This is a genomic window from Streptomyces sp. NPDC058295, from assembly GCF_042880655.1.
In the GTDB taxonomy this organism is placed as follows: Bacteria; Actinomycetota; Actinomycetes; order Streptomycetales; family Streptomycetaceae; genus Streptomyces; species Streptomyces coriariae.
Genome location: NZ_JBHVYO010000023.1, coordinates 20,245 through 43,693, shown reverse-complemented (window position 1 = coordinate 43,693; position 23,449 = coordinate 20,245). Strand labels below are relative to the sequence as shown.

19 protein-coding genes are annotated in these 23,449 nt (G+C 71.4%); 6 read left to right on the top strand and 13 right to left on the bottom strand.

Features of this window, described 5'->3' with window-relative positions; translation table 11 throughout:
- Positions 1-163: 163 nt before the first annotated feature.
- A complete protein-coding gene (locus ACFVYS_RS24325; protein ID WP_389505126.1) occupies positions 164-523 on the bottom strand; it encodes a VOC family protein in 360 nt (119 codons plus the stop codon).
- A gap of 93 nt (positions 524-616) precedes the next feature.
- On the opposite strand from ACFVYS_RS24325, the gene ACFVYS_RS24320 reads away from it, so the two are divergent.
- Positions 617-1,171 (top strand): CGNR zinc finger domain-containing protein, encoded by a 555-nt coding sequence (locus ACFVYS_RS24320; protein WP_389505124.1) that lies wholly within the window; start codon positions 617-619, stop codon positions 1,169-1,171.
- 196 nt (positions 1,172-1,367) lie between these two features.
- Here ACFVYS_RS24320 and ACFVYS_RS24315 read toward each other — a convergent pair whose 3' ends face one another.
- Positions 1,368-2,711, bottom strand: coding sequence for a UDP-glucose dehydrogenase family protein (locus ACFVYS_RS24315; RefSeq protein WP_389505122.1), 1,344 nt, complete (start codon positions 2,709-2,711; stop codon positions 1,368-1,370).
- A gap of 198 nt (positions 2,712-2,909) precedes the next feature.
- Between ACFVYS_RS24315 and ACFVYS_RS24310 the strand changes: the two genes are divergently transcribed.
- The gene (locus tag ACFVYS_RS24310) at positions 2,910-4,067 is read left to right on the top strand and encodes an acyl-CoA dehydrogenase family protein (protein WP_389505120.1); all 1,158 of its coding nucleotides are present in this window, start codon (positions 2,910-2,912) and stop codon (positions 4,065-4,067) included.
- Positions 4,068-4,130: 63 nt separating this feature from the next.
- Here the strand turns inward: ACFVYS_RS24310 and ACFVYS_RS24305 are convergent, their stop codons facing one another.
- Positions 4,131-4,691, bottom strand: coding sequence for an acyl-CoA thioesterase (locus ACFVYS_RS24305; protein WP_171397657.1), 561 nt, complete (start codon positions 4,689-4,691; stop codon positions 4,131-4,133).
- A 120-nt stretch (positions 4,692-4,811) separates the two neighbouring features.
- On the opposite strand from ACFVYS_RS24305, the gene ACFVYS_RS24300 reads away from it, so the two are divergent.
- Positions 4,812-6,092 carry an LCP family protein gene (locus ACFVYS_RS24300; RefSeq protein ID WP_389505118.1) on the top strand — a complete coding sequence of 427 codons (1,281 nt, stop codon included), beginning with the start codon at positions 4,812-4,814 and terminating at the stop codon, positions 6,090-6,092.
- A 67-nt stretch (positions 6,093-6,159) separates the two neighbouring features.
- On the opposite strand, the gene ACFVYS_RS24295 is transcribed toward ACFVYS_RS24300, so the two are convergent.
- Both ACFVYS_RS24295 and ACFVYS_RS24290 read right to left on the bottom strand, forming a co-directional pair.
- The gene (locus ACFVYS_RS24295) at positions 6,160-6,522 is read right to left on the bottom strand and encodes a four-helix bundle copper-binding protein (protein ID WP_389505117.1); all 363 of its coding nucleotides are present in this window, start codon (positions 6,520-6,522) and stop codon (positions 6,160-6,162) included.
- 130 nt (positions 6,523-6,652) lie between these two features.
- Positions 6,653-8,116: an LCP family protein gene (locus ACFVYS_RS24290; RefSeq protein WP_389505115.1), complete on the bottom strand. Its 1,464-nt coding sequence runs from the start codon at positions 8,114-8,116 to the stop codon at positions 6,653-6,655.
- A 133-nt stretch (positions 8,117-8,249) separates the two neighbouring features.
- Between ACFVYS_RS24290 and ACFVYS_RS24285 the strand changes: the two genes are divergently transcribed.
- Positions 8,250-9,293 carry a glycosyltransferase family 2 protein gene (locus ACFVYS_RS24285; protein WP_389505113.1) on the top strand — a complete coding sequence of 348 codons (1,044 nt, stop codon included), beginning with the start codon at positions 8,250-8,252 and terminating at the stop codon, positions 9,291-9,293.
- A gap of 84 nt (positions 9,294-9,377) precedes the next feature.
- On the opposite strand, the gene ACFVYS_RS24280 is transcribed toward ACFVYS_RS24285, so the two are convergent.
- From ACFVYS_RS24280 to ACFVYS_RS24265, 4 genes are all read right to left on the bottom strand, one after another.
- The gene (locus ACFVYS_RS24280; RefSeq protein ID WP_389505111.1) at positions 9,378-10,994 is read right to left on the bottom strand and encodes an LCP family protein; all 1,617 of its coding nucleotides are present in this window, start codon (positions 10,992-10,994) and stop codon (positions 9,378-9,380) included.
- A gap of 99 nt (positions 10,995-11,093) precedes the next feature.
- Entirely contained in the window at positions 11,094-12,869 is a 1,776-nt protein-coding gene (locus ACFVYS_RS24275) for an LCP family protein (RefSeq protein ID WP_389505109.1), read from the bottom strand.
- A 241-nt stretch (positions 12,870-13,110) separates the two neighbouring features.
- A complete protein-coding gene (locus tag ACFVYS_RS24270) occupies positions 13,111-14,217 on the bottom strand; it encodes an LCP family protein (RefSeq protein WP_389505107.1) in 1,107 nt (368 codons plus the stop codon).
- Between the two features lie 501 nt (positions 14,218-14,718).
- Entirely contained in the window at positions 14,719-15,477 is a 759-nt protein-coding gene (locus tag ACFVYS_RS24265; protein WP_389505105.1) for a TIGR03089 family protein, read from the bottom strand.
- Positions 15,478-15,616: 139 nt separating this feature from the next.
- Between ACFVYS_RS24265 and ACFVYS_RS24260 the strand changes: the two genes are divergently transcribed.
- Together ACFVYS_RS24260 and ACFVYS_RS24255 are read left to right on the top strand one after the other, a co-directional pair.
- Positions 15,617-17,287: a peptidoglycan recognition protein gene (locus tag ACFVYS_RS24260; protein WP_389505103.1), complete on the top strand. Its 1,671-nt coding sequence runs from the start codon at positions 15,617-15,619 to the stop codon at positions 17,285-17,287.
- Between the two features lie 229 nt (positions 17,288-17,516).
- Complete coding sequence (locus tag ACFVYS_RS24255; protein WP_389505101.1) at positions 17,517-18,599, top strand: sugar phosphate nucleotidyltransferase; 1,083 nt, start codon at positions 17,517-17,519, stop codon at positions 18,597-18,599.
- A 197-nt stretch (positions 18,600-18,796) separates the two neighbouring features.
- Here the strand turns inward: ACFVYS_RS24255 and ACFVYS_RS24250 are convergent, their stop codons facing one another.
- The 4 genes from ACFVYS_RS24250 to ACFVYS_RS24235 all read right to left on the bottom strand — a co-directional run bounded on the left by ACFVYS_RS24250 (position 18,797) and on the right by ACFVYS_RS24235 (position 23,189).
- Positions 18,797-19,801, bottom strand: coding sequence for a DNA-3-methyladenine glycosylase family protein (locus ACFVYS_RS24250; RefSeq protein ID WP_389505099.1), 1,005 nt, complete (start codon positions 19,799-19,801; stop codon positions 18,797-18,799).
- A gap of 370 nt (positions 19,802-20,171) precedes the next feature.
- On the bottom strand, positions 20,172-21,557 hold the full coding sequence (locus ACFVYS_RS24245) for a coenzyme F420-0:L-glutamate ligase (RefSeq protein ID WP_389505097.1): 1,386 nt from the start codon (positions 21,555-21,557) through the stop codon (positions 20,172-20,174).
- Positions 21,554-22,513, bottom strand: a complete 960-nt coding sequence (gene cofD, locus ACFVYS_RS24240; protein ID WP_054244207.1) for a 2-phospho-L-lactate transferase — start codon at positions 22,511-22,513, stop codon at positions 21,554-21,556. The genes ACFVYS_RS24245 and cofD overlap by 4 nt, the downstream gene beginning before the upstream one ends.
- Before the next feature lie 130 nt (positions 22,514-22,643).
- Positions 22,644-23,189, bottom strand: coding sequence for a cysteine dioxygenase (locus ACFVYS_RS24235; RefSeq protein WP_389505095.1), 546 nt, complete (start codon positions 23,187-23,189; stop codon positions 22,644-22,646).
- Positions 23,190-23,449: the final 260 nt, after the last annotated feature.

Here is a 23,449-nt window from a genome sequence, read left to right as displayed (position 1 = left end):
GTTTCGGCGTCATGCGGCTGCAGCGTCTGTGCCTGTGCCGCCTCGGCGTCTGTGCCGCGTCGGCGGTGGCGGCTTCATCGCTGGTGCCGCCGCATCGGGCGTGCGGCTTCATCGGTCGTGCGGGCTTCGTCGGTCGTGCGGGATTGCGGTGGGGGTGCGGGCCTCAGCAGCTGCACAGGCAGAACGGGTGCCCAGCCGGATCCGCGTACACACGCCAGCCGCGCGAGCGGTCCTCCGCGTCCAGCGGCTTCGCGCCCAGCGCCAGCACGCCCCGCTCGGCCGCGTCCAGGTCGTCGACGGTCAGGTCCAGATGGAACTGCTGCGAGTGCTCGGGGGCGGGCCACGCGGGCGGTACGAACCCGGCGGCGGCCTGGAAGGCCAGCGACTGGCCACCGGGCACCTTCACGTCGACCCAATCCCCCTCGCCCTCGACGCTCCCGCCCAGCACCTCGGCGTAGAAACCGGCCAGTGCGCCCGGGTCGGGACAGTCCAGAACGACGACACCCAGCTTGGCGAGAGCCATGACTTCCTCCTGGCGATCGGATGGGTTACCCCTAGATCCTGGTAACCAGTAACGGTTACTGCATGCTCCCGCATTGGCGGTAACGTCGCAACCATGAATGACCGATCGGCGGCGCCCGGGAGCCTGGCCCTGGTCGAGTCCCTGGTGAACACGCTGGACCTCGAGTCGGGCGCGGACGCGCTGGACACGGCGGAGGGCCGGGCCCGATTCGGGTTGCCGGAAAACCCGGAAAACCCGGAAGACCCGGCGAACGCCGACGCCGTCGGGGAGGCCGGGGGCGAGGTGGCGCGCGCCCGTGAGCTGCGCGAGTCGCTGCGCGCGGCCCTGCTGGCCCACGCGGGCCATCCGCCGCACCGCGAGGTGACCCCGCTGGGCGAGCTGCTGGCGTCGGCGCCCCTGCTGGTGACGATCGACGAGCACGACGGCTCCGCCCGCCTGGCCGCCGCCGGCGCGGCCTCGCTGCTCTCCCGTACGGCCGCCGCGGTGGCGGAGGCGCTGATCGCGGGCACCTGGACCCGGCTGAAGGCCTGCGAGGCCGTCACCTGCCACTGGGCGTACTACGACCGCAGTCCGGCGGGCCGTGGGCGCTGGTGTTCGATGCAGGTGTGCGGGGCGCGCGCGAAGATGCGCCGGTACCGGGCGAAGTAGTTCACCGGCCGGGGCACAGGCCGGTGGTGCAGAATGCAGCAAGACGCCGGTTCGGCCGACTGAGCCTCGGCCGAACCGGCGTCGCTCCGTAGGCCTCTGCCCGCGCCTCGCGCGCGGCGGTGCCGGCGCCCGTGCTCGTGCCCGCGTTCGTGCCGGTGCCCGTGCTTGTTTCCGGCGTCCGTGCTCGTGCCGCTGCTTATGCGGTCGGGCGACCCATCGCCCGGTACGTCCATCCGGCCTTGCGCCACAGGACCGGGTCGAGCGCGTTGCGTCCGTCGAGGACCAGCCGGGTCGTCGCGACCTCCCCGAGCCGCGCCGGGTCGAGCTCGCGGAACTCCTGCCACTCGGTGAGGTGCAGTACGGCGTCCGCGCCCCGGACGGCCTCCAGGGCCGAGTCCGCGTACGCGAGCGTCGGGAAGACCCGGCGGGCGTTGGCCATGCCCTTCGGGTCGTACACCGTGACCTGCCCGCCCTGGAGATGGATCTGACCGGCGACATTGAGGGCGGGCGAGTCCCGTACGTCGTCGGAGTCGGGCTTGAAGGTGGCCCCGAGCACGGCGATCCGCTTGCCCAGGAAGGACCCGCCGCCCAGCGCCTGACGGGCCAGCTCGACCATCTGTCCGCGCTGACGCATGTTGATGGAGTCGATCTCGCGCAGGAAGGTCAGTGCCTGGTCGGCACCGAGCTCACCGGCACGGGCCATGAAGGCCCGGATGTCCTTGGGCAGGCAGCCGCCGCCGAACCCGATCCCCGCCCGCAGGAACTTCTTCCCGATCCGGTCGTCGTAGCCGATGGCCTCGGCCAGCTTGGCGACATCGCCGTCGGCGGCCTCGCACACCTCCGCCATGGCGTTGATGAAGGAGATCTTGGTGGCGAGGAAGGAGTTCGCCGAGGTCTTCACCAGCTCAGCGGTGGGGAAGTCGGTGACGACGAACGGCGATCCCTCGCCGATCGGCGTCTCGTAGACCTGCCGCAGCAGCGCCTCGGCCCGCTCGCTGCGCACCCCGACGACGATGCGGTCCGGGTGCAGGGTGTCCTGGACCGCGAACCCCTCGCGCAGGAACTCCGGGTTCCAGGCGAGCTCGGCGTCCGCACCGGCGGGCGCCAGCTCGGCGATGGTCCGGGCCAGCCGGTCGGCGGAACCCACCGGCACGGTGGACTTGCCGACGACGAGCGCGGGCCGTGCCAGATGCGGCGCGAGGGAGCCCATGGCGGACTCGACGTACGACATGTCGCACGCGTACTCACCGTGCTTCTGCGGGGTGTTGACGCACACGAAGTGGACGTCGCCGAAGGCCCCCACCTCGGCCCAGTCCTGGGTGAAGCGCAGCCGCCCGCTGGATCCCTCGAAGCCGGGGACGTGCCGGCGCAGCAGTTCCTCGAGCCCCGGCTCGTACATGGGGGTCTCGCCGCGTTCCAGCATCTCGATCTTCTCGCGCACGACGTCGAGAGCGAGCACCTCGAAACCCAGCTCGGCCATGGCCGCGGCGTGCGTGGCGCCGAGATAGCCGGTGCCGATCACGGTGATCTTGAGGGCCATGAATGCTCCAGGTGGGGATGTCGTCGCTGCGCGCCCGAGCATAGTCGGGGCGTGTCGGCTCCCCTCACCGGGCAGTTGTCAGAAGAAGGCCCCCTGTCGCCAAGCTCACGTATCACTCGGGTGGGCGGACCCCTAAAATTTGAGTTACTTAACGGTAATTAGCGTCGGTGACCGTAGCGTTTTGGAGCGTGAGACACCTTGGCCGGATCGGCTGACTTCGACCTGTACCGCCTGTCCGAGGAGCACGACATGCTCCGCGACGCCATCCGTTCGCTGTCCGAGGCGAAGATCGCGCCGTTCGCGGCCGCGGTGGACGAGGAGGCCCGGTTCCCGCAGGAGGCGCTGGACGCCCTGGTGGCGAGCGACCTGCACGCGGTGCACGTTCCCGAGTCGTACGGCGGCGCCGGCGCGGACGCGCTGGCCACGGTGATCGTGATCGAGGAGGTGGCGCGGGCCTGCGTGTCCTCCTCCCTCATCCCGGCGGTGAACAAGCTGGGCTCGCTGCCGGTGATCCTGTCGGGCTCCGAGGACCTGAAGAAGAAGTACCTGACGCCGCTCGCCAAGGGCGACGCGATGTTCTCGTACGCGCTGTCCGAGCCGGACGCGGGCTCGGACGCGGCCGGCATGAAGACCAAGGCGGTCCGCGACGGCGACCACTGGATCCTGAACGGCGTCAAGCGCTGGATCACCAACGCGGGCGTGAGCGAGTACTACACGGTGATGGCCGTGACGGACCCGACGAAGCGCAGCAAGGGCATCTCCGCGTTCGTGGTGGAGAAGTCCGACGAGGGGGTCTCCTTCGGCGCCCCGGAGAAGAAGCTGGGCATCAAGGGCTCCCCGACCCGCGAGGTCTATTTCGACAACGTCCGCATCCCCGCCGACCGCATGATCGGCGAGGAGGGCACGGGCTTCCTGACCGCGATGAAGACCCTGGACCACACCCGCATCACGATCGCCGCGCAGGCCCTCGGTGTCGCGCAGGGCGCGTTCGACTACGCCAAGGGCTATGTCCAGGAGCGCAAGCAGTTCGGCAAGGCGATCGCCGACTTCCAGGGCATCCAGTTCATGCTCGCCGACATGGCCATGAAGATCGAGGCGGCCCGTCAGCTGACGTACGCGGCGGCGGCCAAGTCCGAGCGGCTGGACTCCGACCTCACGTTCATGGGCGCGGCCGCGAAGTGCTTCGCCTCGGACGTGGCGATGGAGGTCACCACGGACGCGGTGCAGCTCCTCGGCGGCTACGGCTACACCCGCGACTACCCGGTCGAGCGGATGATGCGCGACGCGAAGATCACCCAGATCTACGAGGGCACCAACCAGGTCCAGCGCATCGTCATGGCGAGGAACCTGCCGTAACCGGTCACTGAGTCGACGCCCGAAGGGTGCCCGTGAGCAGCGGGCACCCTTCGCCGCGTCTGCTCAGTCCTCGAGCCCCTCGGCGACCCGGCGCTCGCGCAGTTCTCTGATGGCACGGCGCCGGGCCAGCCGGTGGGTGCGGCGGATCTGGGCCTCCTGGTACCGCCTCTTGTCCCGTTCCGTCTCCGGGAGGACCGGCGGGACCACGCGCGGCTTGCCGTCGGCGTCGACGGCGGCGAAGACCAGATAGGCCGAGCCGACCTGGGTGGGCGGAGCCGACTCGTTCCAGCGTTCGGCCAGGACCCGGACCCCGACCTCCATCGAGGTCCGGCCGGTCCAGTTGACCTGCGCCTTCACATGGACGAGGTCGCCGACGCGGACCGGCTCCAGGAAGGCCATCTCGTCCATGGACGCGGTGACGGCGGGGCCGCCGGAGTGCCGTCCTGCCACCGCGCCCGCCGCGTCGTCCACGAGTTTCATGATCACACCGCCGTGCACCGTCCCCAGCAGGTTGGTGTCGTTGTGGCTCATGATGTGGCTGAGGGTGGTGCGGGACGCGGATGTGGGCTTGCCCGGGATGTCCGGGGTGCTGCCCGAGTCCGCCGCGGTGACCTGGTCTGTCATGTCCTCCACCTTATGCCGAGGGGGACAACCCGGGATTTTGTGTCAGCTTGGCAACAGGGGGGCCCTGATTCTCCGACGGCCCTTGTAAGGCACACAGCCCTGCCCTGCACACTGGTCCGCATGAACGATTGGCCCGAGGGATGGTCCGACAGTGACCGCGGCAACCGGTACGGCGGCGGCAGCGCGAACGCGCAGCCCGAGAGCCCGCGTGTCATGCGGCAGGTCCGCCGCGGCCCGGCCGCGCCGCCGCAGGGCGCCGGAGTCCCGCCGCAGCCGTCGTACGTCAACGGCCAGGGATACGGCGACTACACGAACGCCCAGAACACCGGCTACGACAGCGGCTACAGCTCGGGCGAGGTCTACGGGGGCGGCGGCGACGCCGGCGGTCCGGGGGGCGTCGGCACCCGCGCTCCGCGCCCCGCGCCGAACTGGCGCCGCCGCATCAAGTGGACGGCGATCACCGTCCTGACGGTGCTGGTCGTGACGTCGGTGGGCACGTACTTCTGGGCCGACGGCAAGCTGAACCGCGAGGTCGACCTGTCGAAGGTCATCGACCGGCCCGAGGCGGGCGAGGGCACGAACTACCTGATCGTCGGCTCCGACAGCCGTGAGGGCATGTCCGCCGAGGAGAAGAAGGAACTGCACACCGGTTCCGCCGAGGGCAAGCGCACGGACTCGATGATGATCCTGCACACCGGCTCCAACGGCGACACGCTGATCTCGCTCCCGCGCGACTCCGACGTGGAGATCCCGAGCTTCGTCGGCTCCGAGTCCGGCAAGACCTACAAGGGCACCGGCCGCCATGTGAAGCTGAACGCCGCCTACGCCGAGGACGGGCCGGAGCTGCTGGTCCGCACGGTCGAGTTCAACACCGGTCTGCGCATCGACCACTACGTGGAGATCGGCTTCGCCGGCTTCGCGAACATCGTGGACTCGGTCGGCGGCGTCGAGATCGACATCCCGCAGGACATCAAGGACACCAAGTCGGGCGCCGACTTCAAGAAGGGCAAGCAGACCCTGAACGGCGAGGAGGCCCTCGCGTTCGTCCGCACCCGGTACGCGCTCGCGGGCTCCGACCTGGACCGTACGAAGAACCAGCAGAAGTTCCTCGCGGCCCTCGCCAACCAGGTGGCCACCCCGGGCACGGTCCTCAACCCGTTCAAGCTCTACCCGACCATGAGCGCGGGCCTGGACACGCTGATCGTCGACAAGGACATGGGCCTGTACGACCTGGGGTCGATGTTCTTCGCGATGAAGGGCGTCAACAGCGGTGACGGCAAGTCGATGAACATGCCGATCTCCGGTTCCAGCGGCAGCAACCTCGTCTGGGACAAGGCGAAGGTGAAGACGCTGGTCAGCCAGCTGAAGAACGACGAGAAGGTCACCGTCTCGGGCAACTGAGCCGGCCGCGCGGCGGATCACCCAGGGGCACCCGCACAGGGTGCCCCTGAGCGCGTTCGGGCGGCGGTCACATGGTGGCGCCCGCCATCATGCGGCACATCTCGGCGCAGCGGCGACAGGACTCCGCGCAGCGCATCATCTGCGGATCGTCCGGCATGGCCATACACGCCTCGGCGCACATGTCGCACGCCTTGGCGCACATCGCGCACATCTCGGCCGACATGGGCGAGCGCCGCATCATCATGTCGGCGCACATGCGGGTCGTCTCCGAGCAGTCCATGAGCGCGCGCATGATCTGCATCTGGGCCTGGCCGCCCATCTGCATGCAGGAGCTCATGGTCTCCTCGCACATGCTGTGGCAGGACATGCACGCCTCGACGCAGTCCTGCATCTCCTTGCTCATGGCGGTCATGGTTTCGGGCTGGGTCATGGCTCCTCCTGGGGGTGAGGGGGCCCGGCGGGCCCCGTGCGTGCCCTTCCGTCGTACGCCTCCCACGTGCCCCGCGCCATCGGGCGGACGGCTCCGTTCCGTACGTTTCGCACCAGAAACGCACATCCGCCTAGGGACAGCCCACCTCGTCCCCCCGCACCACTCCCGACTCGCCCTGCTCCACCTGGTCCGCGCGCACCTTGCGGACCTTGTGGAAGTCCGTCCCCGCGATGACCTTCAGCGTGGGCCCGAGGCCCTTCACGGCCCGCAGTTCGCTGCCCGGCAGGGCCGTCGCGAGCGACTTCGCGGAGCGGTCCCAGCGGGGGTCGTAGGCGACGACCGTGCGCCGGGTCGAGGGGTCGGCCGCGCTGACCGGCTGCCGGGTCGTACGGAAGCCCGTCGCCGCCAGCGCCGCGTCCACCCGCCTGCCGAGTCCCGCCGTGCGGGTGCCGTTCTCGACCTGGACCCGGATCTGCTGCGGGGCCACGTCCACGCGCGTCGCCCCGTCGTCGCGCGGCCGGGCTCCCGCGGAGGCGAGGGACTCGTCGTCGCGCAGGGCGCGGAAGAGGCGCCGCGACTTCACCGGGTCCCACTTCAGCGTCGAGCCGAGGCCCTTCACGACGTGGTCCAGCTCGCCGATGGGGACGGTCGTGAACTCGGAGGAGGAAGGGGAGAAGGTGCGCATCGCCCGGCCGAGGTCGAGGAGCTCGTCCGTGCCGAAGCCCCGGTCGGCCCGTACCGAGCCGAGCACCGCCCGCGTCACGTCCCGGAACCGCAGCGGGTTCAGCAGCACCCCGGAGGAGGTGGCCCGGTCCACCAGGGCCGCCAGGAAGCGCTGCTGCCGCTTCATCCTGCCCAGGTCGGAGGAGGCGTCCGTGTGCCGGGAGCGGACGTACTGGAGGGCCTGGCCGCCCTTGAGCGTGTGCGCGCCAGGCGCCAGGTCCAGGCCCGTGTACGTGTCCTTCAGGGGCTCCGCCGTGCAGATCCGCACGCCGCCCAGCACGTCCACCGTCTTCATGAAGCTGGTGAAGTCGACCTCCAGGTAGTGGTCGATCTTCACGTGGGTCATGTTCTCGACCGTGCGGACGGTGAGCTGCGGCCCGCCCTCCGCGTACGCCGAGTTGATCTTGATCGGGTGGCCGCTGTGCTCCTTGCCGGAGACCTGGTCGGTGTGCGGCGGCGTCTCGGCGTAGGAGTCGCGCGGGAGACTGACGACGCTGGCCCGCTCACGGTCCTCCGAGATGTGCACGATCATGATCGTGTCGGTGCAGTGACAGGGGGCCCCGCCCAGGCGGTAGCGGCGGCGCTCCGTCTCCGTGATGTTGTCGCGGCCGTCGGTGCCGACCAGCAGGACGTTCATGCCGTGGCCGGCCCGCGGACGGTTCTTCATGTCCTTGAAGGGGTCGACCCGGGCGATGTCCGCGTCGAGGCCGGCGACCACCGAGTGACCGATCCCGGCGGCGGCGAGCAGCACCACCGAGAGCGTGGTCGTCGCCCGCATGGCCCAGCGGGGGCGTCCGCGCCGGGCGGAGGGACGGGGTACGCGGCGCCGCGGGTGGGGTCGGCGCGGGGGCCGGGGCGGTGTGGTGGGCATATCGGGGCACCTCCGGGCGGCGGCGGTGGGCGGGGGGAGCCGTTGGAACGGTAGGCCCATACGATCTGCCGACCGGTGCAGCGCACCCGGCGGGGCGGGCCGTGTCCCCCGTTCGCGGTAACGTGAGCCCCCTATGAACGCCAAGCCCGACGTGCAGCTCCCCGCAGTGTCCGTCATCATGCCCGTCCTCAACGAGGAGCGGCATCTGCGCGGAGCCGTCCAAGCGATCCTCGCGCAGGAGTACGCCGGCGAGATGGAGGTCGTGATCGCCATCGGTCCGTCCGCGGACCGTACGGAAGAGATCGCGGCCCAGCTCGTCGCCGAGACAGCCTCCGGCAACAAGCGCGTGCACACGGTCCCCAATCCCTCAGGGCGTACGCCCGCCGCGCTCAACGCCGCGATCAAGGCGTCACGCCATCCGATCGTCGTCCGCGTCGACGGGCACGGCATGCTCTCCCCGAACTACATCGCCACCGCCGTACGGCTCCTGGAGGAGACCGGTGCGCAGAACGTCGGCGGGATCATGCACGCCGAGGGCGAGAACGACTGGGAGCACGCCGTGGCCGCGGCCATGACCTCGAAGATCGGGGTCGGCAACGCCGCCTTCCACACGGGAGGGCAGGCCGGCCCCGCGGAGACCGTGTATCTCGGCGTCTTCCGGCGTGCCGCGCTGGAGCAACAGGGCGGCTACAACGAGGAGTTCGTCCGCGCCCAGGACTGGGAGCTGAACTTCCGGATCAGGGAGGCCGGCGGCCTCATCTGGTTCTCGCCCGAGCTCAAGGTGTCGTACCGGCCGCGGCCCAGCGTCAAGGCGCTCGCCAAGCAGTACAAGGACTACGGCCGTTGGCGGCACGTCGTCGCCCGCTACCACGAGGGCTCCATCAACCTGCGCTACCTCGCCCCGCCCACCGCGGTCTGCGCGATAGCCGCCGGCCTCGTCGTGGGCGCCGCGCTCACCCCGCTGGGCTTCGTGATCCCCGGCGGCTACCTCGCGGCGATCGTCGCCGGGTCGCTGCCGGCCGGCAAGGGGCTGCCGCCGAAGGCACGGCTCCAGATCCCCGTGGCCCTCGCCACCATGCACATGTCGTGGGGCTTCGGCTTCCTGACCAGCCCCAAGGCACTGGCCAGGAAGGTCATCGCCTCGCGGCGCCCCGCGGTGCTCAGCGACACGCACTGAGCACCGCCGCACCGCTCCGCCGACGCAGGGGCGCGCTCACGAAGCACTTCCGGAGCGCGCCCTCAGGGCATCACAGGACCCGGGCTACCAGGTGTAGTTCGGGTCCACGTGCATGCACTGGGTGGTGTCCGAGGCGTTGATCGCCCCGGCCGTGTCGGGCGTCGTGTCGTCCTTCACCGGCGCCTTGTACGCCGTCCCCGAGCGCCAGTCCGCGCCCACGACGACCGTGACCCCGGAGACCTCGGTGGACTTCTTCACCTGACCCGTCGGGATACCGAGGGCCTTGGCGACCGCCTCGGCGTCGCCCTGCAGATCGGCGCTCGGGTAGCGGACCACCGTGGCCGCCACGGCCGTGGCCGCCGAGGTGTCCGCGACGGCCTCGGTGAAGCCCTTGCCCTCCAGCAGCTCCTTCACCGCCGTGGCCCGCCCGCGGACCGCCGCCAGCGTGCTCGTGGACGTCCCGTTGTGCACCTGCACCGCGATCTCGCCGGGCGCGGCGGCCGGGTCGGTGACCGTCGGAGTCGGACTGGCCGTGGCCTTCTTGGCGTCCTTGCCGTCCAGGGCGATGTCCTCGCGCACCAGCCGGAACAGCTGCTTGGCGTCGTCCGTGGGCACCACCCGGCTGCCCTGGTAGCGGTTCGGCATCGTCGTCATCGTGATGCGCTCGGTGGGCACCTTCTTCAACTCGCCCGCCAGGTCGTACATCTTCGTGATGGTGTCGAGGCCGTCGTCGACGGTGATCGCCTTCGTGGCCGCCTCGGCGAGCTTGCGCAGCTTGTTGGGATTGGTCAGCTTGGCGTTGGCGCGCAGCTCGCGGACCATCGAGTTCATGTACATGTGCTGCGCCTTGGCCCGGGCCAGGTCGGTGTCGTCCTCGAAGCCGTAGCGGGTGCGCAGCCACTGCAGGGCCTGCTTGCCCTTGACGGCGTGGGTGCCCTCCTCCAGCTTCAGACCGGAGCCCTTGCCGGTGCTGGTGTGCGAGTAGACGTTGGCGTCCACGCAGACCGGGACGCCGCCGATCGCGTCCGCCATCGACACCACACCGGAGAAGTCGATCATCATGAAGTGGTCGATGTGGATGTCGGTGAGCTTCTCCCAGGTGGCCACCGTGCAGCCCGGGCCGCCGCGGCCGAGCGACACGTTCGTCATCTCGTCGGACAGCGCCTGGTAGGTCGTCCCGTCGTCGGGGTCCGTGCACTTGGGGATGTCCAGCAGCGTGTCGCGCGGCATGCTCACCACCGACATGTTGCTGCGGTCCGCCGATATGTGCAGCAGCATCTGGACGTCCGCGAGCGGGGGACCGTCGAAGGTGTCCTTGGCGCCGCCGAGCTTCTGGTTCTCCGCCGTGTCACGGGCGTCCGAACCGATCAGCAGGATGTTCAGCGCCGTCTGCCCGGCCGAGTTGGCCTCCGTCCTGGCCGCCCGGTCCTTCGCGTCGCCGATGTTCAGGTCGTCGCTCTTGATGTTCGCGTTGAGGTGTTCGTAGTAGAGGTATCCGGCCCCCGCGCCGCCGAGTATGACCACCGCGAGCACCGTCGCCGACCAGCGCAACGCGCGTCGACGTCGGCGTCTGCGATCCGCGTTCCGGCCCGCGCCGCGCCCGCCACCCGCTCCGCCGTCCCCCTCGGACGCGGTCTCGTCCTGTTGTTCCCGCGCCGCCGGGGACACCGTGTCCTCGACCGCGGGAACCTCCCTTCGCACCCCACTGCTCCCCGCCACTTCCCCTGCCCCTCCCCGCCGTGCGCCTGACACGGGCCCGTCCCGCGTCAAGTCAGACGCACGACGGGCCCGAAGGGTTACCTACTTGGCGCACTCGACCTTGTCCGCCGTGGACTTCTGGACCGTGTCCGGCACGGTGGTCGGAGCTGTGAGCGAGACGCCCGCGCCCTTGAAGTCCTTGCCCAGCGTCAGCGTCATCGTCGGCAGACCCTGGGAGTTCTCGACACTCTTGCCCGGCTTCAGAGCGGTACCGGGCAGCCCCATGATGGCGGCGAGCTTGCGTGCCTGGTCGGCCTGGTCGGGCGCGTACTCGAGCGTCGTCCTGCTCAGTGCCGCGGGCGCGTTCCCCGCGTTCTCGGACTTCGTCACGCCCTCATCATTCTGCAGCCAGCTAAGAGTCTCCTGTGCGCTGCCGGCCGGAGCGCCGCCGTTCATGACCTGCACCCGCACCGCGGAGGCGGCGGACTGGGTGCCCTTGAGGCGGGCCGCGGCGGCCTTGGCGGCCGCGTTCTTGGACGCCGCCGCCTGCTCCTTCACCTCGGTGAAGGAGACATCGTCCTTGATCATCTGGAAGACGGTGGGCGCCGTCGAGGCGTTCACGACGACCGTGGCCGCCACCTTCTCGGCCGGGTTGTCGACCACCGGCACGGTGGTGAAGGTCAGGTTCTTCACATTGAGCTTGCCCAGCTCCAGACCCAGGTCCTTCAGCTTGTCGATGGTGTCCAGCTGGGAGTCGACGGTCAGCGCCTTGGTGCCCGCCTCCGCCAGCTTGATCATCTTGGTCGGGCTGGTGAGCGTGTCGTTCGACTTCAGCTTGCGCATCAGCGCGCTGAGGAACTGCTGCTGGAGCTCGATCCGGCTCAGGTCGCCGCCGAAGCCCACCGAGTGCCGGGTGCGCACGTAGGCCAGCGCCTGCTCGCCCTGGATGATGTGCGTGCCCTTCGACAGCTTCAGATGCGAGTCCGGGTCGTCGATGTCCTTCGCCAGGCACACCTCGACGCCGCCGACCGCCGTGGTCAGCGTCTTGACCGCGTTGAAGTCGGCCACCATGAAATTGTCCGCCTGGATCCCGGTCAGCTCGGTGACCGTGCGCACGGTGCAGCTCGGCGTGCGGTTGTCCTGGCCGAGGCTGGTGTTGAAGCGGACGTTGTCCGTGCCCTTGATGACCTTGGTCGAGCCGTCCTCCTGCTTGGTCTCGCAGTCCGGGACGTCCACGATCAGGTCGCGGGGGATGCTGAGCGCGGTCGCGTTCGTCCGGTCCTTGGAGACGTGCAGCAGGATCGTGGTGTCCGCGTGGCCCACGCTGCCGGAGTCGCCGTAGCCCTCGTTGCCCGAACCGGTGCGCTTGTCGGTGCCGATCACCAGCAGGTTGATGGCCTTGTCCTTGCTGAAGCCACCGGTGCTCGCGCCGTCGTCGGAGACGGACGTGATGTTGTCGTTGAGGTGCTCGAGATAGAGGTAGGCCGCACCGGCCGTACCCACCAGGACGAAGGCCATGATCCCGCCGGTCCACAGCAGTATCTTCTTCGCCTTCGCCTTCTTCTTCACCGGCCGGCGGCCACGCCGGTTCGCCGCCGGTTCCTCCGGCGGTGCGCCCCGGCGGCGGCGCGGCGAAGGCACCTCCGGGTCCGGCGTCTCCTCGGGCGACGAGGACTCCCGGCCCTGCGCCGCCGACCGGCCGCGCGCCGGACCTCCTGCGCCACCGGTCCGACCGGAGTCGGACCTACGAGGCCCCGGCACCGCCGATTGCGGTGTGGAAGGAGTCAGTCGCAGTTCGTATTCGCCGGTGTTCGGATTGAGCACCCACTGGTCTGCGGGGTCGATGTTGTCCGCCCGCCCACGGCCTTGCGCGTCCACGGTTGTCCGAATCCTCCGTCGGGGCCACGCGGCGCCTTTCCCCCTCAAGGCGCTCGGGTCTCGGTCACTCGGTGCGCGACCCCAGGAAGACCTCGTGGCCGGGGGCACCGGATCGCTCACACTATCCGCCAGGTTCGGTGGCGAGCGACGGCCGTGACAAATTCCACGCCCCTACAAGCGGGCAATCCGCCCTATTTCTTTGAACTTGTGTTCGCGGCAAGAGGCCGGCTTGGCAAGCGCTTTACCCGCAGCCGTCCTCGGCGGCGGTGTTCCCGCGGAACGTGGGAGCGGGCGGAGTGGGCGAAACCACCCCGGAAGCCGCAGGTCCCGACGTCCGGGATCCGAACGGACCGTAGTCGCCCGACTCCGTGGGGGCGGGGTTCGTGGGAATTTCCTGAGAAACCACCACCGGCCTGTCCGTTCGCAGCCGTTCGAAGAGTTTCTCCGCCTCCGGCTCCACCAGTTGGTCGCGATTGGCGTTGTAGACGTACGACTCCCGTGGAACGGTCAGGAATTGCACATGTTCGGTGGGAATGTCCCGCAGGCCGCGCACGAGTTCGTACAGTCCGCGCAGACTCGCCAGATCCGGGTCGGTGGTGAGCGAGGACGTGGCCGCGTCCAGCAACGGATACAGCTTCACCGGGTTCAGCAGGACGTCATTGCTCTGCACCTTGTTGACGAGCGCCCCGAGGAACCGCTGCTGCCGGTCCATCCGGTCGGTGTCACTGCCGTTCCCGAGGGATTTGCGGGCCCGCACGTACCCGAGCGCCTGCTCCCCGTCGAGCGTGACCCTCCCGGCGGGCAGCCGCAGCCTGGCGGCCTTGTCGTCGATCGGCTCCTTCAGGCACACCTCGACCCCGTCCACGGCGTCGACCATGTCCTTGAACCCGCTGAAGTCGACGACCACGTGGTGATCGATCCGGACGCCCGTCAGCTTCTCCACCGTCCGGATCGTGCAGGCCGAACCCCCGCTCTGGAACGCGTAGTTGAACATCGCGAACATCGGCTCGGTCCGCTTCCCGTCCGGCCGCAGACAGGCCGGCACGTCCACCATCAGATCGCGCGGGACGGAGACGGCGGTGGCGCTGTGCCGTCCGGCCGCCAGATGCAGCAGGATCGTCGTGTCCGACCGCTCGGTCCCGGAGTCCCGCCCGTACTTCCGGTTCCCGTCCCCCGACCGCGAATCGGACCCGATGAGCAGGATGTTCTGCGCGTCCTTCACCAGCGAGGTCGGCCGCTCCCGCGCATACCGCGCGAGCTCCGCCGCGGTCGCGTCGTCGGGCGTGATGTTCCCGTCCAGCTTCGCGTAGACGACCCACCCCGCGACCCCGACCCCCAGGACGACCATCCCCGCCGCCCCCGCCCCGTACCGCACCCACCGCCGCCGGCGCCGCCGTATGAGCCCTCGCCCGTCGGCGGACGCCCCCACCCCCGGCCCGAGCGGCCCACCGGAACCCGCCGCTTCCCTCACGTCCGATCCACCCCTCCCGCCTCCGGACCCGCCTCGGCCGTACGAGCGTGTAGAGCTGTCCCTACGACGATGCCGCGAAGCGGGCCGCGAGGGGGGACGGGGGTGGGCCGAACGGGTGAGGCGGACGGGGGGCCGCCTTGTGGGCGGGGTTTGCGCGTGGGCTGGGGCGCGGGAAATCTGCCCGTCCGGCGCCGGGAGTGCGTAAGGCAGCCTGCCTGCGGCGGGTGGGCGGGACCGCCTCGTGGGCTGGGGTGCGGGAAGATCAGGCCGTCCGGCGTTTGAGGACGAGGCCCCTTCAGGGCCGAAGCGGGGGTCTGGGGGCGGCAGCCCCCGGCAACGCCGGCGTCGACGCCGAGCACCGACCCGCCGCCCGAGAAGCTACCGCGCGGTCGAAGTCACCCGCTCACTCTCCACCCGCCGAGCCACGGCCTCCTCGCCGGCCTCCGCCAGGTGCGCACACAGCACCACGGACCCCCCGCTCGCCAGCGGCGCGTACAGCCCGGCGCTCAGCCCCTCCCACGTGTCGTACGCCAGCCCCGACAGCAGCCGGGAGCCGGGACCCGTCAGCCCCAGTCCCGACGCCTCCGCCCGCGCCCGCTCCACGACCTCGGCCCCGGTGTACTCGGCCCCGGCCACGATCAGCGCCGGCTCCTCGGGATCGACGGGGGCGTACGGCGCGAAACGGTCCCCGAAGGTCGGGACGTTCACGGCGTAGTCGTCGTACCCCTCCGGCGGGCCCGGTACGAACCGCCGTCCCAGCGGCGCCAGCGACAGCGCGTACCGCTCGCCCCGGCAGGCCAGCCCCGCCTCGAACGAACCGGGTCCGGCGACGACGAAGTCCGCCCGCGCCGGATCCCCGGCGACGTCCGCGACCACGCCCACCGACGAACACGCCAGCAGCCACACCGCCGTCTGCCAGTGCGCGGGCAGCAGCAGCGCGACCCGGTCACCGGGCTCGGCGGACAGCCCGTCCTGGAGGAGGTTGGCGGTTTTGGCCACCCAGTTGGCGAAGGTGGCCACGGACAATTCGACCCGCTCGCCCGTGGCGTCGTCGTAGAAGGTCACCAAGGGGCGCGCGGGGTCCGCGGCCAGCGCGGAACGCAGCAGGTCGGCCGGGGTGCGATCGGTGGCAGTCACCCGCGCAAGCGTACGCGCCGGCCTGGGTGCCGTACCGGCCGCAGGGCCCTCCCGGAGCCACCGGTTCGGCCGAACGCACCCGACGGCCCGTCAATTCCCCGATGGACAGAAATGTATGGGTATGGCCAGGATCGTTGGCATGCGCGGATTGCTAGCTACCTCGATCGGTGTCACCTGCGCGGCGGCACTCGCCCTCCCGCTGACGCCGCCCGCCAGCGCGGCGACGGCGCGACCGGCGTCGGCCGCGGAGACGGCGCCCACCGGGACGGCCAGGGCCACGAGCCCCGACACCCCCGTCACCTCATCCCTCTCCGACCCCTCCCTCTCCGACCACCCAGCTCACCCAGCTCTTCCCGACCTCCCGGGCAGTACCCAGTCGCTGCCCCTCGCCGCTCTGGCCCGAGACCGGGCACCGGGCGGCGCCGCCACCGACCAGGGCCTGCCCCGCCGGGACGTGCGCCACTTCTCCCTCCTCGGCGTCGTCTGGGACGACCCGGCCGCCGAACTCCACGGCCGCGTCCAGGTCCGTACCCGCACCTCCGAGACCGGCGCCTGGTCCGGCTGGCAGGACGTCGAGACCCACAACGCCGACCACGGCGCCGACCCCGGCACGCCCGAGAGCGCCTCGGGCCGGGTCCGCGGCGCCACGGCCCCGCTGTGGGTCGGTGACTCCGACGGCGTCGAGATCCGCGTCCATCCGGACACCGAACGCCGTACGGAGGAGACGGCGAACGCCGCCCTGCTCCCCTCCGGCCTGCGCCTGGAGCTCGTCGACCCGGGCTCGGCGCCCCCCGAGCACGTCCCCGCGGGCCCCCCGCGCAGCCGGACATCGATCACCTGGTCCGGCCAGGCGGGCACCCCGGAGGCGCTGGACCCGCGCGACGCGGCAACCGAGAAGACCGCCCGGACCGCGACGGCGGCCGAGGAGGCCGAGGAGGCTGAGGAGGCCGAAGCGGGCGAGGAAGTCGAGGCGGGCGAGGAAGTCCAAGCCGGCGAAGGGGCCGAGGCGGGCGAAGGGGTCGAGGGGGCCGAGCCCGCGGCCATGACCGCGATGACCGCCGAGGCGACCGCGGCCTCCGCCGCCAACGCCCCCCTCGCCCCGCTCGGCGCCACGCGGATCCCCGCCCTGGACCGCCTGGGCACCGAACGCGAACTCCTCGCCCTGCGCGGAGCCGAGTTGACGCCGGCCCAGCGGGCGAAGCCGTACATCGGCCCGCGGCCGAGCATCGTCACGCGTCGAGGCTGGGGCGCCGACGAGAAACTGCGGGAGAGCGGCTTCCGCTACACGACGAAGGTCAAGGCCGCGTTCGTGCACCACACGGCGTCGGGCAACAGCTACAAGTGCTCACAGGCCCCGTCCGTCATCCGTGGTATCTACCGGTACCACGTGAGGAGCATGGGCTGGCGCGACATCGGCTACAACTTCCTCGTCGACAAGTGCGGGAAGATCTATGAGGGTCGCGCCGGGGGAGTGGCGAAGCCGGTCCTGGGCGCCCACACCCTCGGTTTCAACAGCAACAGCATGGGGATCGCCGTTCTCGGCACGTTCACCTCCGCCAAGCCGACCACCGCCACGGTCGACGCCGTCGCGCGTCTGACGGCATGGAAGCTCGGCCTCTTCGGGGCCAATCCGAAGGGAAAGACATACCTGAAGTCCGGGGGTGGCAATCTCTACGGAAAGGGAAAGAACGTACGACTGAATGTGATCTCGGGTCACCGGGACGGGTTCGCCACGGAATGCCCAGGCAGGCAGCTCTACGGCAAGCTCGGCTCGGCCCGCTCCACCGCGGCGCGCTTCCAGGGGCGCTGAGGCGGACGATTCGGTTCGGGAGCCCCGGGGCCTGGGGAGGCCCCGGAGGCCGCATGCCCCGGACGGCCGGAGCGCACATTCGGATGGGGGCACATTCAGCTCGTCGGGGGGACAGTCTCCTGGGACCGGGACGGAACACCAACGGCCTGGAAGTCGCCACACAACGGTCTGCATACACTGGCCGGTCGAATGACGGTTCGACCGGTCCCGGCAGGAAGCAGAGACGACGGTGACAGAAGCGATCCTCCTGGTCGGCGGCAAGGGAACCCGGCTGCGCCCACTCACGGTGCACACGCCCAAACCCATGGTCAGGGCGGCGGGGGTGCCGTTCCTCACGCATCAACTGGCGCGGGCGAGAGCGGCGGGCGTGGACCACATCGTCCTGGCGACGAGCTATCTGGCGGAGGTCTTCGAACCGTACTTCGGCGACGGCTCGGCACTGGGCCTGCACATCGAGTACGTGACGGAGGAGGAACCCCTCGGCACGGGCGGCGCGATCCGCAACGTGGCGTCCCGGCTGCACTCCGGCCCCGACGACCCGGTCCTGATCTTCAACGGCGACATCCTCACCGGCCTGGACATCAGAAGGCTGGTGGCCACCCACGAGGCGACGGCTGCGGACGTCTCCCTGCACCTGACGAAGGTGACGGACCCCAGGGCCTACGGCCTGGTCCCCACCGACGGGACGGGCAAGGTCCTAGCCTTCCTGGAGAAGCCGCAGACCCCGGAGGAGATCGTCACCGACCAGATCAACGCGGGGGCGTACGTCTTCCGCCGCTCGGTCATCGACACGATCCCGCAGGGCCGCCCGGTGTCGGTGGAGCGCGAGACGTTCCCCGACCTCCTGTCGGCCGGAGCCCATCTGCAGGGCATGGTCGACTCGACGTACTGGCTGGACCTGGGCACCCCGGCGGCCTTCGTCCGGGGCTCGGCGGACCTGGTCCTCGGCCGGGCCCCGTCCCCCGCGGTTCCCGGCCGCTGCGGCGACCGCCTGGTCCTCCCGACGGCCAGGGTCGCCCCCGACGCGAAGCTGACGGGCGGCACGGTGGTGGGAGAGGGCGCCTTCGTGGCGGAGGGCGCGAGGGTCTTCGGCTCGACGATCCTCCCCGGCGCCGTGATCGAGCCGGGCGCCGTCATCACCGACTCCCTCATCGGCACCCGGGCCCGCGTCGGCGAACGCTCCGTGCTCACGGGCACGGTCATAGGGGACGGCGCGATCGTCGGCCCGGACAACGAACTCCGCGACGGCGCGCGGGTGTGGTGCGACGCGAGAATCCCGGCGGGCGCGGTCCGCTTCTCGTCGGACCAGTAGCCTCCAGTGGCCTTCCAGCCCGTCCGGCGGTGAGGACGAGGCCGTCCAGGCCGAAACGGGGGTCCAGGGGGCGGAGCCCCTTGGCGGGGCCGAAGGGGCAGCGCCCCTGGTGAGGATGGGAACGGGTAGGGGCGGCGGGGGCGAAACCCTCCGCCCCAACCCCCGCCCTCGCTGAGCGGACCCTCACAAGCGGCCCCTCACAACTTCCCGATGTCCCACCGGGGCATCTTCGGCACCCGCCGCGCCGGCACCTGCCCGCTCAACAGGATCAGCCGGGCCGCCCGATGCCGCTGCCCCGCATAAGGCTCCAGCAACTCCAGCATCACGGAGTCATCGGCGTCCCGATCCCCCGCCAACGCCCACCCCACGATCCCCGGCAGATGCAGATCCCCCACGGTCACCGCATCCGCTGCCCCATGGCTGCGCTGCACGGTCTCCGCGGACGTCCACGGCCCGATCCCCGGCACGACCTCCAGCCGGGCCTGGGCCTCGGCCGGAGCCATCCGCACCGCCTCCTCCATCCGCGCGGCGACCCGAACGGCTCGCAGAATCGTCGACGCCCGCTTGTTGTCGACGCCCGCCCGATGCCACTCCCAGGACGGGATCAGCGCCCACGTCCGGGGCGCCGGCATCACCCAGAGCCGCCCGTCCGCCGCGGGCCCCGGCGCCGGCTCCCCGAACTTGCGCACCAGCAGGCGCCACGCCCGGTACGCCTCGTCGGTGGTCACCTTCTGCTCCAGCACGGAGGGGATCAGCGACTCCAGCACCAGCCCGGTCCGCGTCAGCCTGAGGCCCGGCCGCCGGTGCCGGGCCGTCGCCACCACGCGGTGCCGGGGCACGAACGCCTCCGGCGTGTCCGACGCCCCGAGCAGCTCCGGCAACCGGTCCAACAGCCACTCCGCGCCCGGCCCCCACGCCTCCCCGCGCACCGCGCCGCCGGCCGCGGCGACGCGCAGCGTCCCCGGCCCGGCGGGGGTGAGGCTGGCCCGCCACACCGACCCGTCCGGCGTCGCACGGAACGTCGGATCACCCGGCCCGCGTCGGAGGGGCCCGAGGACCAGCCCGAGATCGAGCGGCCCCTCCGGCACCCAGCTCCGCACCCGCCCGGCCGCCGAGGGCTGCCGCGGCACCCCGCCGGGCACGCCGACATGCCCACCGCGCACGGTCGTACGGGTGGGCCGGGGAGAGAACCGTCCTGACACGAAAAGTCCCGAGTAGAGGAAGAGAGACGCTACGAGAGTAGGCGCACCCACCCCATGCCACCGCACGACGCCCACACCGGCCCCGTGCAGTGGGCTGTGCGCCACGCAGGTCTCTGTCGGGCGCAGTACGGCTCGCCCAGCGGGGTCACCTCGCGGTGCGGCGAATGACCCACCACCGCCCGGCACCGTCACTGTCCGGCGCAGTTCACTGTGGGGCGCGCGTCACTGTCGGGCGCGCGTCGCCGCCGGATGTCACCGCCAGGCGAGCGTCACCGCCGGGCAGCTGTCACCGCCCGGCGCACTACACAGCCCGGGCACATCACCGACCGGCACAGATCACCGCACACCTCATCCCACCGGGCCGCACACCTCACCGCACCTCGACGAAGTCCCCCACCTCCCGCTCGCCGCGTGCCCGGGGCTCCTCCGCCGCGTGTCCGACCGCCACCGCCCCCATCGGGTCCCAGTTCTCCGGCAGCTCCAGCACCTCACGCACCACGTCCCGGCAGAACATCGTCGACGACACCCACGCGGAGCCCAGCCGCTCCCCGGCCAGCGCGACCAGGAAGTTCTGTACGCCGGCCCCGGTCGCGACCACGAACATCTCCCGCTCGGCCGCGTCCCGCCGCGCGTCGCCGTAGGTGTGCGACCCGTCCATCACCAGACACGGCACCGCCAGATAGGGCGCGTTGCGCAGGACGTCACCCCGCCGCACCCGCTTGGCGATGGACTCCTCGGACTTCCCGTCCCGCCGCAGATCCGCGATCCACGCGTCCCGCATGGCGTCCAGCAGCCGGGCCCTCGACCCCGCCGACTCCAGCAGCACGAACCGCCACGGCGTCGTGTGATGCGGCGCCGGCGCCGTGACGGCCGCCGCCACCGCCCGCCGTACCGCCCCGGGATCGACCGGTTCGTCGGTGAAGGACCGCACCGTCCGCCGCTGGGTGACCGCCAGCCGCACCGCCTCGGACGTCCCGAGCCGGAACATGTCGTCGCGTGCGCCGCGCACCAGGACCCGCGCCCCGGTGAGCCCACTCCCGTCGGCCGCGTCGGCCGCGTCGGCCCCGTCGGTCCCGTCGCCTCCGTCGGCCGGGGCGTTCTCGGTGTTCTCGGCGACGACCACGTGTCCCAGCCCCCGCACCACGGCCACGGGCAGACCGGCGGCCTTCCCCTTCACGAGATCCCCGGCGCCGGCCAGCTCGTCCGCCGTGGCGACGACCGTCGCGCTCAGCGGATTGCCGTGCGCGTCAGTGCCCCCGCGCAGGTCGTCCAGCACCCGCACCCCGGCGGCGCCGATCGCCACATCCGTCAGCCCGGCGCGCCAGGGCCGTCCGAAGGTGTCGGTGACGACGACCCCGACGTCCACACCGAGCGCGTCCCGCAGCCCCGCCCGGATCGTCCGCGCCGACGCGTCCGGATCCTCGGGCAGCAACAGCACGGTCCCCGCAGGGGTGTTGGAGGCATCGACGCCGGCGGCGGCCATGATCAGCCCCTGCCGGTTCTCGACGATCCGCAGCGCCCCGCGCCGGGCCACGACCCGTACGGTCTCGGCGTCGATCGCGGCCTCCCGGTCGTCCGCCCGGACGATCCGACCCTCCGCCTTGGACACGATCTTCGAGGTGACGAGCAGGACGTCACCGTCGGCCAGGCCGGGCTCGGCGGCCGCGATCAGCTTCGCGAGGTCGTCCCCGGGCCGCACCTCGGGCAGCCCGTCCACGGCCCAGACCCGGTAACCGGTGTCGAAGGACCCGCTCATGCCCCGCGCACCTCCTCGGCCAGTGCCAGCGCCTCCCGGGCCATCCGCGCGGTCGCGTCGAGGTCGCTCATCATCAGCGGGACGGCCCGGCAGCGGATGCCGGCCGCCTCCACCCGCTCCACGGAGCCCGCGTCCACGGTGTCGACGAGCCAGCCGTCCAGGAGACCCGAGCCGTAGTGCTCGGCCACCGCCGCGGCCGTCGACTCCACGCCGACCGCCGCCAGCACCTTGTCGGCCATGCCGCGCACGGGCGCGTCCCCGACGATGGGGGAGAGGCCCACCACCGGCACCCCGGCCTCGGCGATCGCCTCGCGGATGCCCGGCACGGCGAGGATGGTGCCGACCGAGACGATCGGGTTGGACGGCGGGAAGAGGATCACGTCCGCCGCCGCGATGGCCTCCAGCACCCCCGGCGCGGGCTTCGCCTGCTCGGCGCCGACCGGCACGACCGCCTCGGCCGGCACCGACGCCCGCAGCCGCACCCAGTACTCCTGGAAGTGCACGGCCTTGCGCTCGCCGTCCGCCTCGACCGCGACATGGGTCTCCACCCGGTCGTCGGTCATCGGGATGAGCCGGACGCCCGGCTGCCACCGGTCGCAGAGCGCCTCGGTCACCGCGCTGAGCGGGTACCCGGCACCGATCATCTGCGTCCGCACGATGTGTGTGGCGAAGTCCCGGTCGCCCAGCCCGAACCACCCGGGCCCGGCGCCGTACGCGGCGAGCTCCTCCTTCAGGTGGAAGGTCTCGTCGGCCCGCCCCCAGCCCTGCTCCTCGTTGATGCCGCCGCCGAGCGTGTACATCACCGTGTCGAGGTCGGGGCAGACCTTCAGCCCGAAGAGGTGGATGTCGTCGCCGGTGTTGCCGATGACCGTGATGTCCGCGTCCGGCACGGCCTGCTTCAGACCGCGCAGGAACCGGGCACCGCCGATGCCGCCTGCCAGAACCACAATGCGCATGAGGGCAAGTCTCGCAGGCGGCCACGACAGCCCGTCGGCCGGTTGTGGACAACCACCCGCCTGTGGATATCCGGTCCACCCGTACGTGCCGACGACGGACGGCGTCCGCTCACGAGCGGAGCACGGCGGATCACGAGCTGACGGTGTCCACCTGTTCGTACGTGTCGAGCGCCGCGCAGGCGATGGGGGCCCTTCCGGCCGGGTGCAGCCCGGACCGGGGGTGCATGGGCATGTCCGTCAGTCCCGGGAAGTACACGTGCAGGCTCACCGCGGGCTCCAGCGCGTCGTTGACGACCTCGTGCGCGTACCCCGGCGCGAACACCCGCTGCACACCCGCCCCGAGCACCCGCTTGCCGCGCTCGGTGCGCTCGGTCAGCTCGCCGTCCAGGACGGTGAGCACCCCGGAGGAGCCGCCGTGGTCGTGCAGCCCGCTGCCCTGGCCGGGCACCCAGGACAGCAGCCACACCTCGTAGCCGGGGCCGGTGCGCAGCCGGTGGTACCAGCGGGTCGTCGCGTCGTACCGGACCAGGTGCTCCCACCGGGCACGGTCCGCGGCGATAGAACGGGCCAGGCCGACGAACTCGGCGACGGTGGCCGGGTGCTCGCGCGGTGCCTGGAGGAGGTGCGGGACTTCGAGGATGTCGCCCGCGATCTGGAGGTCGCTGTCGCTGTTCATGGGATGCGGTGGTTCCTCGGCGGAAGAGGCGGAAGAGTGGGGGGCCTGCTGGGTGTCGCATACCGTCCGCCCGGATCACGGGTGGAGCAGGAGCGCCCTGGTGTGGGCCGAAGGGAGACAGCAGCCGAGTCGCGGTGGACTCAGGAGGAGCAGCCGGAGCGCGTTGGGCTCAACAGCTGGAACGACGACAACAGCTACAGCGAGCGCGGGCAGCACCGTGGGACCCGGCGGAGCCGGTCGAGGTGAGTGCCAAGTTCGCG

Coding starts and splice junctions, on each gene's coding strand:
- ACFVYS_RS24295 (WP_389505117.1), bottom strand. CDS start 6,522: ATGACCCAGCCCGAAACCATGACCGCCATGAGCAAGGAGATGCAGGAC.
- cofD (WP_054244207.1), bottom strand. CDS start 22,513: ATGCGCATTGTGGTTCTGGCAGGCGGCATCGGCGGTGCCCGGTTCCTG.
- ACFVYS_RS24270 (WP_389505107.1), bottom strand. CDS start 14,217: ATGGTCGTCCTGGGGGTCGGGGTCGCGGGGTGGGTCGTCTACGCGAAG.
- ACFVYS_RS24320 (WP_389505124.1), top strand. CDS start 617: ATGAATGACCGATCGGCGGCGCCCGGGAGCCTGGCCCTGGTCGAGTCC.
- ACFVYS_RS24285 (WP_389505113.1), top strand. CDS start 8,250: ATGAACGCCAAGCCCGACGTGCAGCTCCCCGCAGTGTCCGTCATCATG.
- ACFVYS_RS24300 (WP_389505118.1), top strand. CDS start 4,812: ATGAACGATTGGCCCGAGGGATGGTCCGACAGTGACCGCGGCAACCGG.
- ACFVYS_RS24315 (WP_389505122.1), bottom strand. CDS start 2,711: ATGGCCCTCAAGATCACCGTGATCGGCACCGGCTATCTCGGCGCCACG.
- ACFVYS_RS24260 (WP_389505103.1), top strand. CDS start 15,617: ATGCGCGGATTGCTAGCTACCTCGATCGGTGTCACCTGCGCGGCGGCA.
- ACFVYS_RS24325 (WP_389505126.1), bottom strand. CDS start 523: ATGGCTCTCGCCAAGCTGGGTGTCGTCGTTCTGGACTGTCCCGACCCG.
- ACFVYS_RS24235 (WP_389505095.1), bottom strand. CDS start 23,189: ATGAACAGCGACAGCGACCTCCAGATCGCGGGCGACATCCTCGAAGTC.
- ACFVYS_RS24290 (WP_389505115.1), bottom strand. CDS start 8,116: ATGCCCACCACACCGCCCCGGCCCCCGCGCCGACCCCACCCGCGGCGC.
- ACFVYS_RS24305 (WP_171397657.1), bottom strand. CDS start 4,691: ATGACAGACCAGGTCACCGCGGCGGACTCGGGCAGCACCCCGGACATC.
- ACFVYS_RS24245 (WP_389505097.1), bottom strand. CDS start 21,557: ATGAGCGGGTCCTTCGACACCGGTTACCGGGTCTGGGCCGTGGACGGG.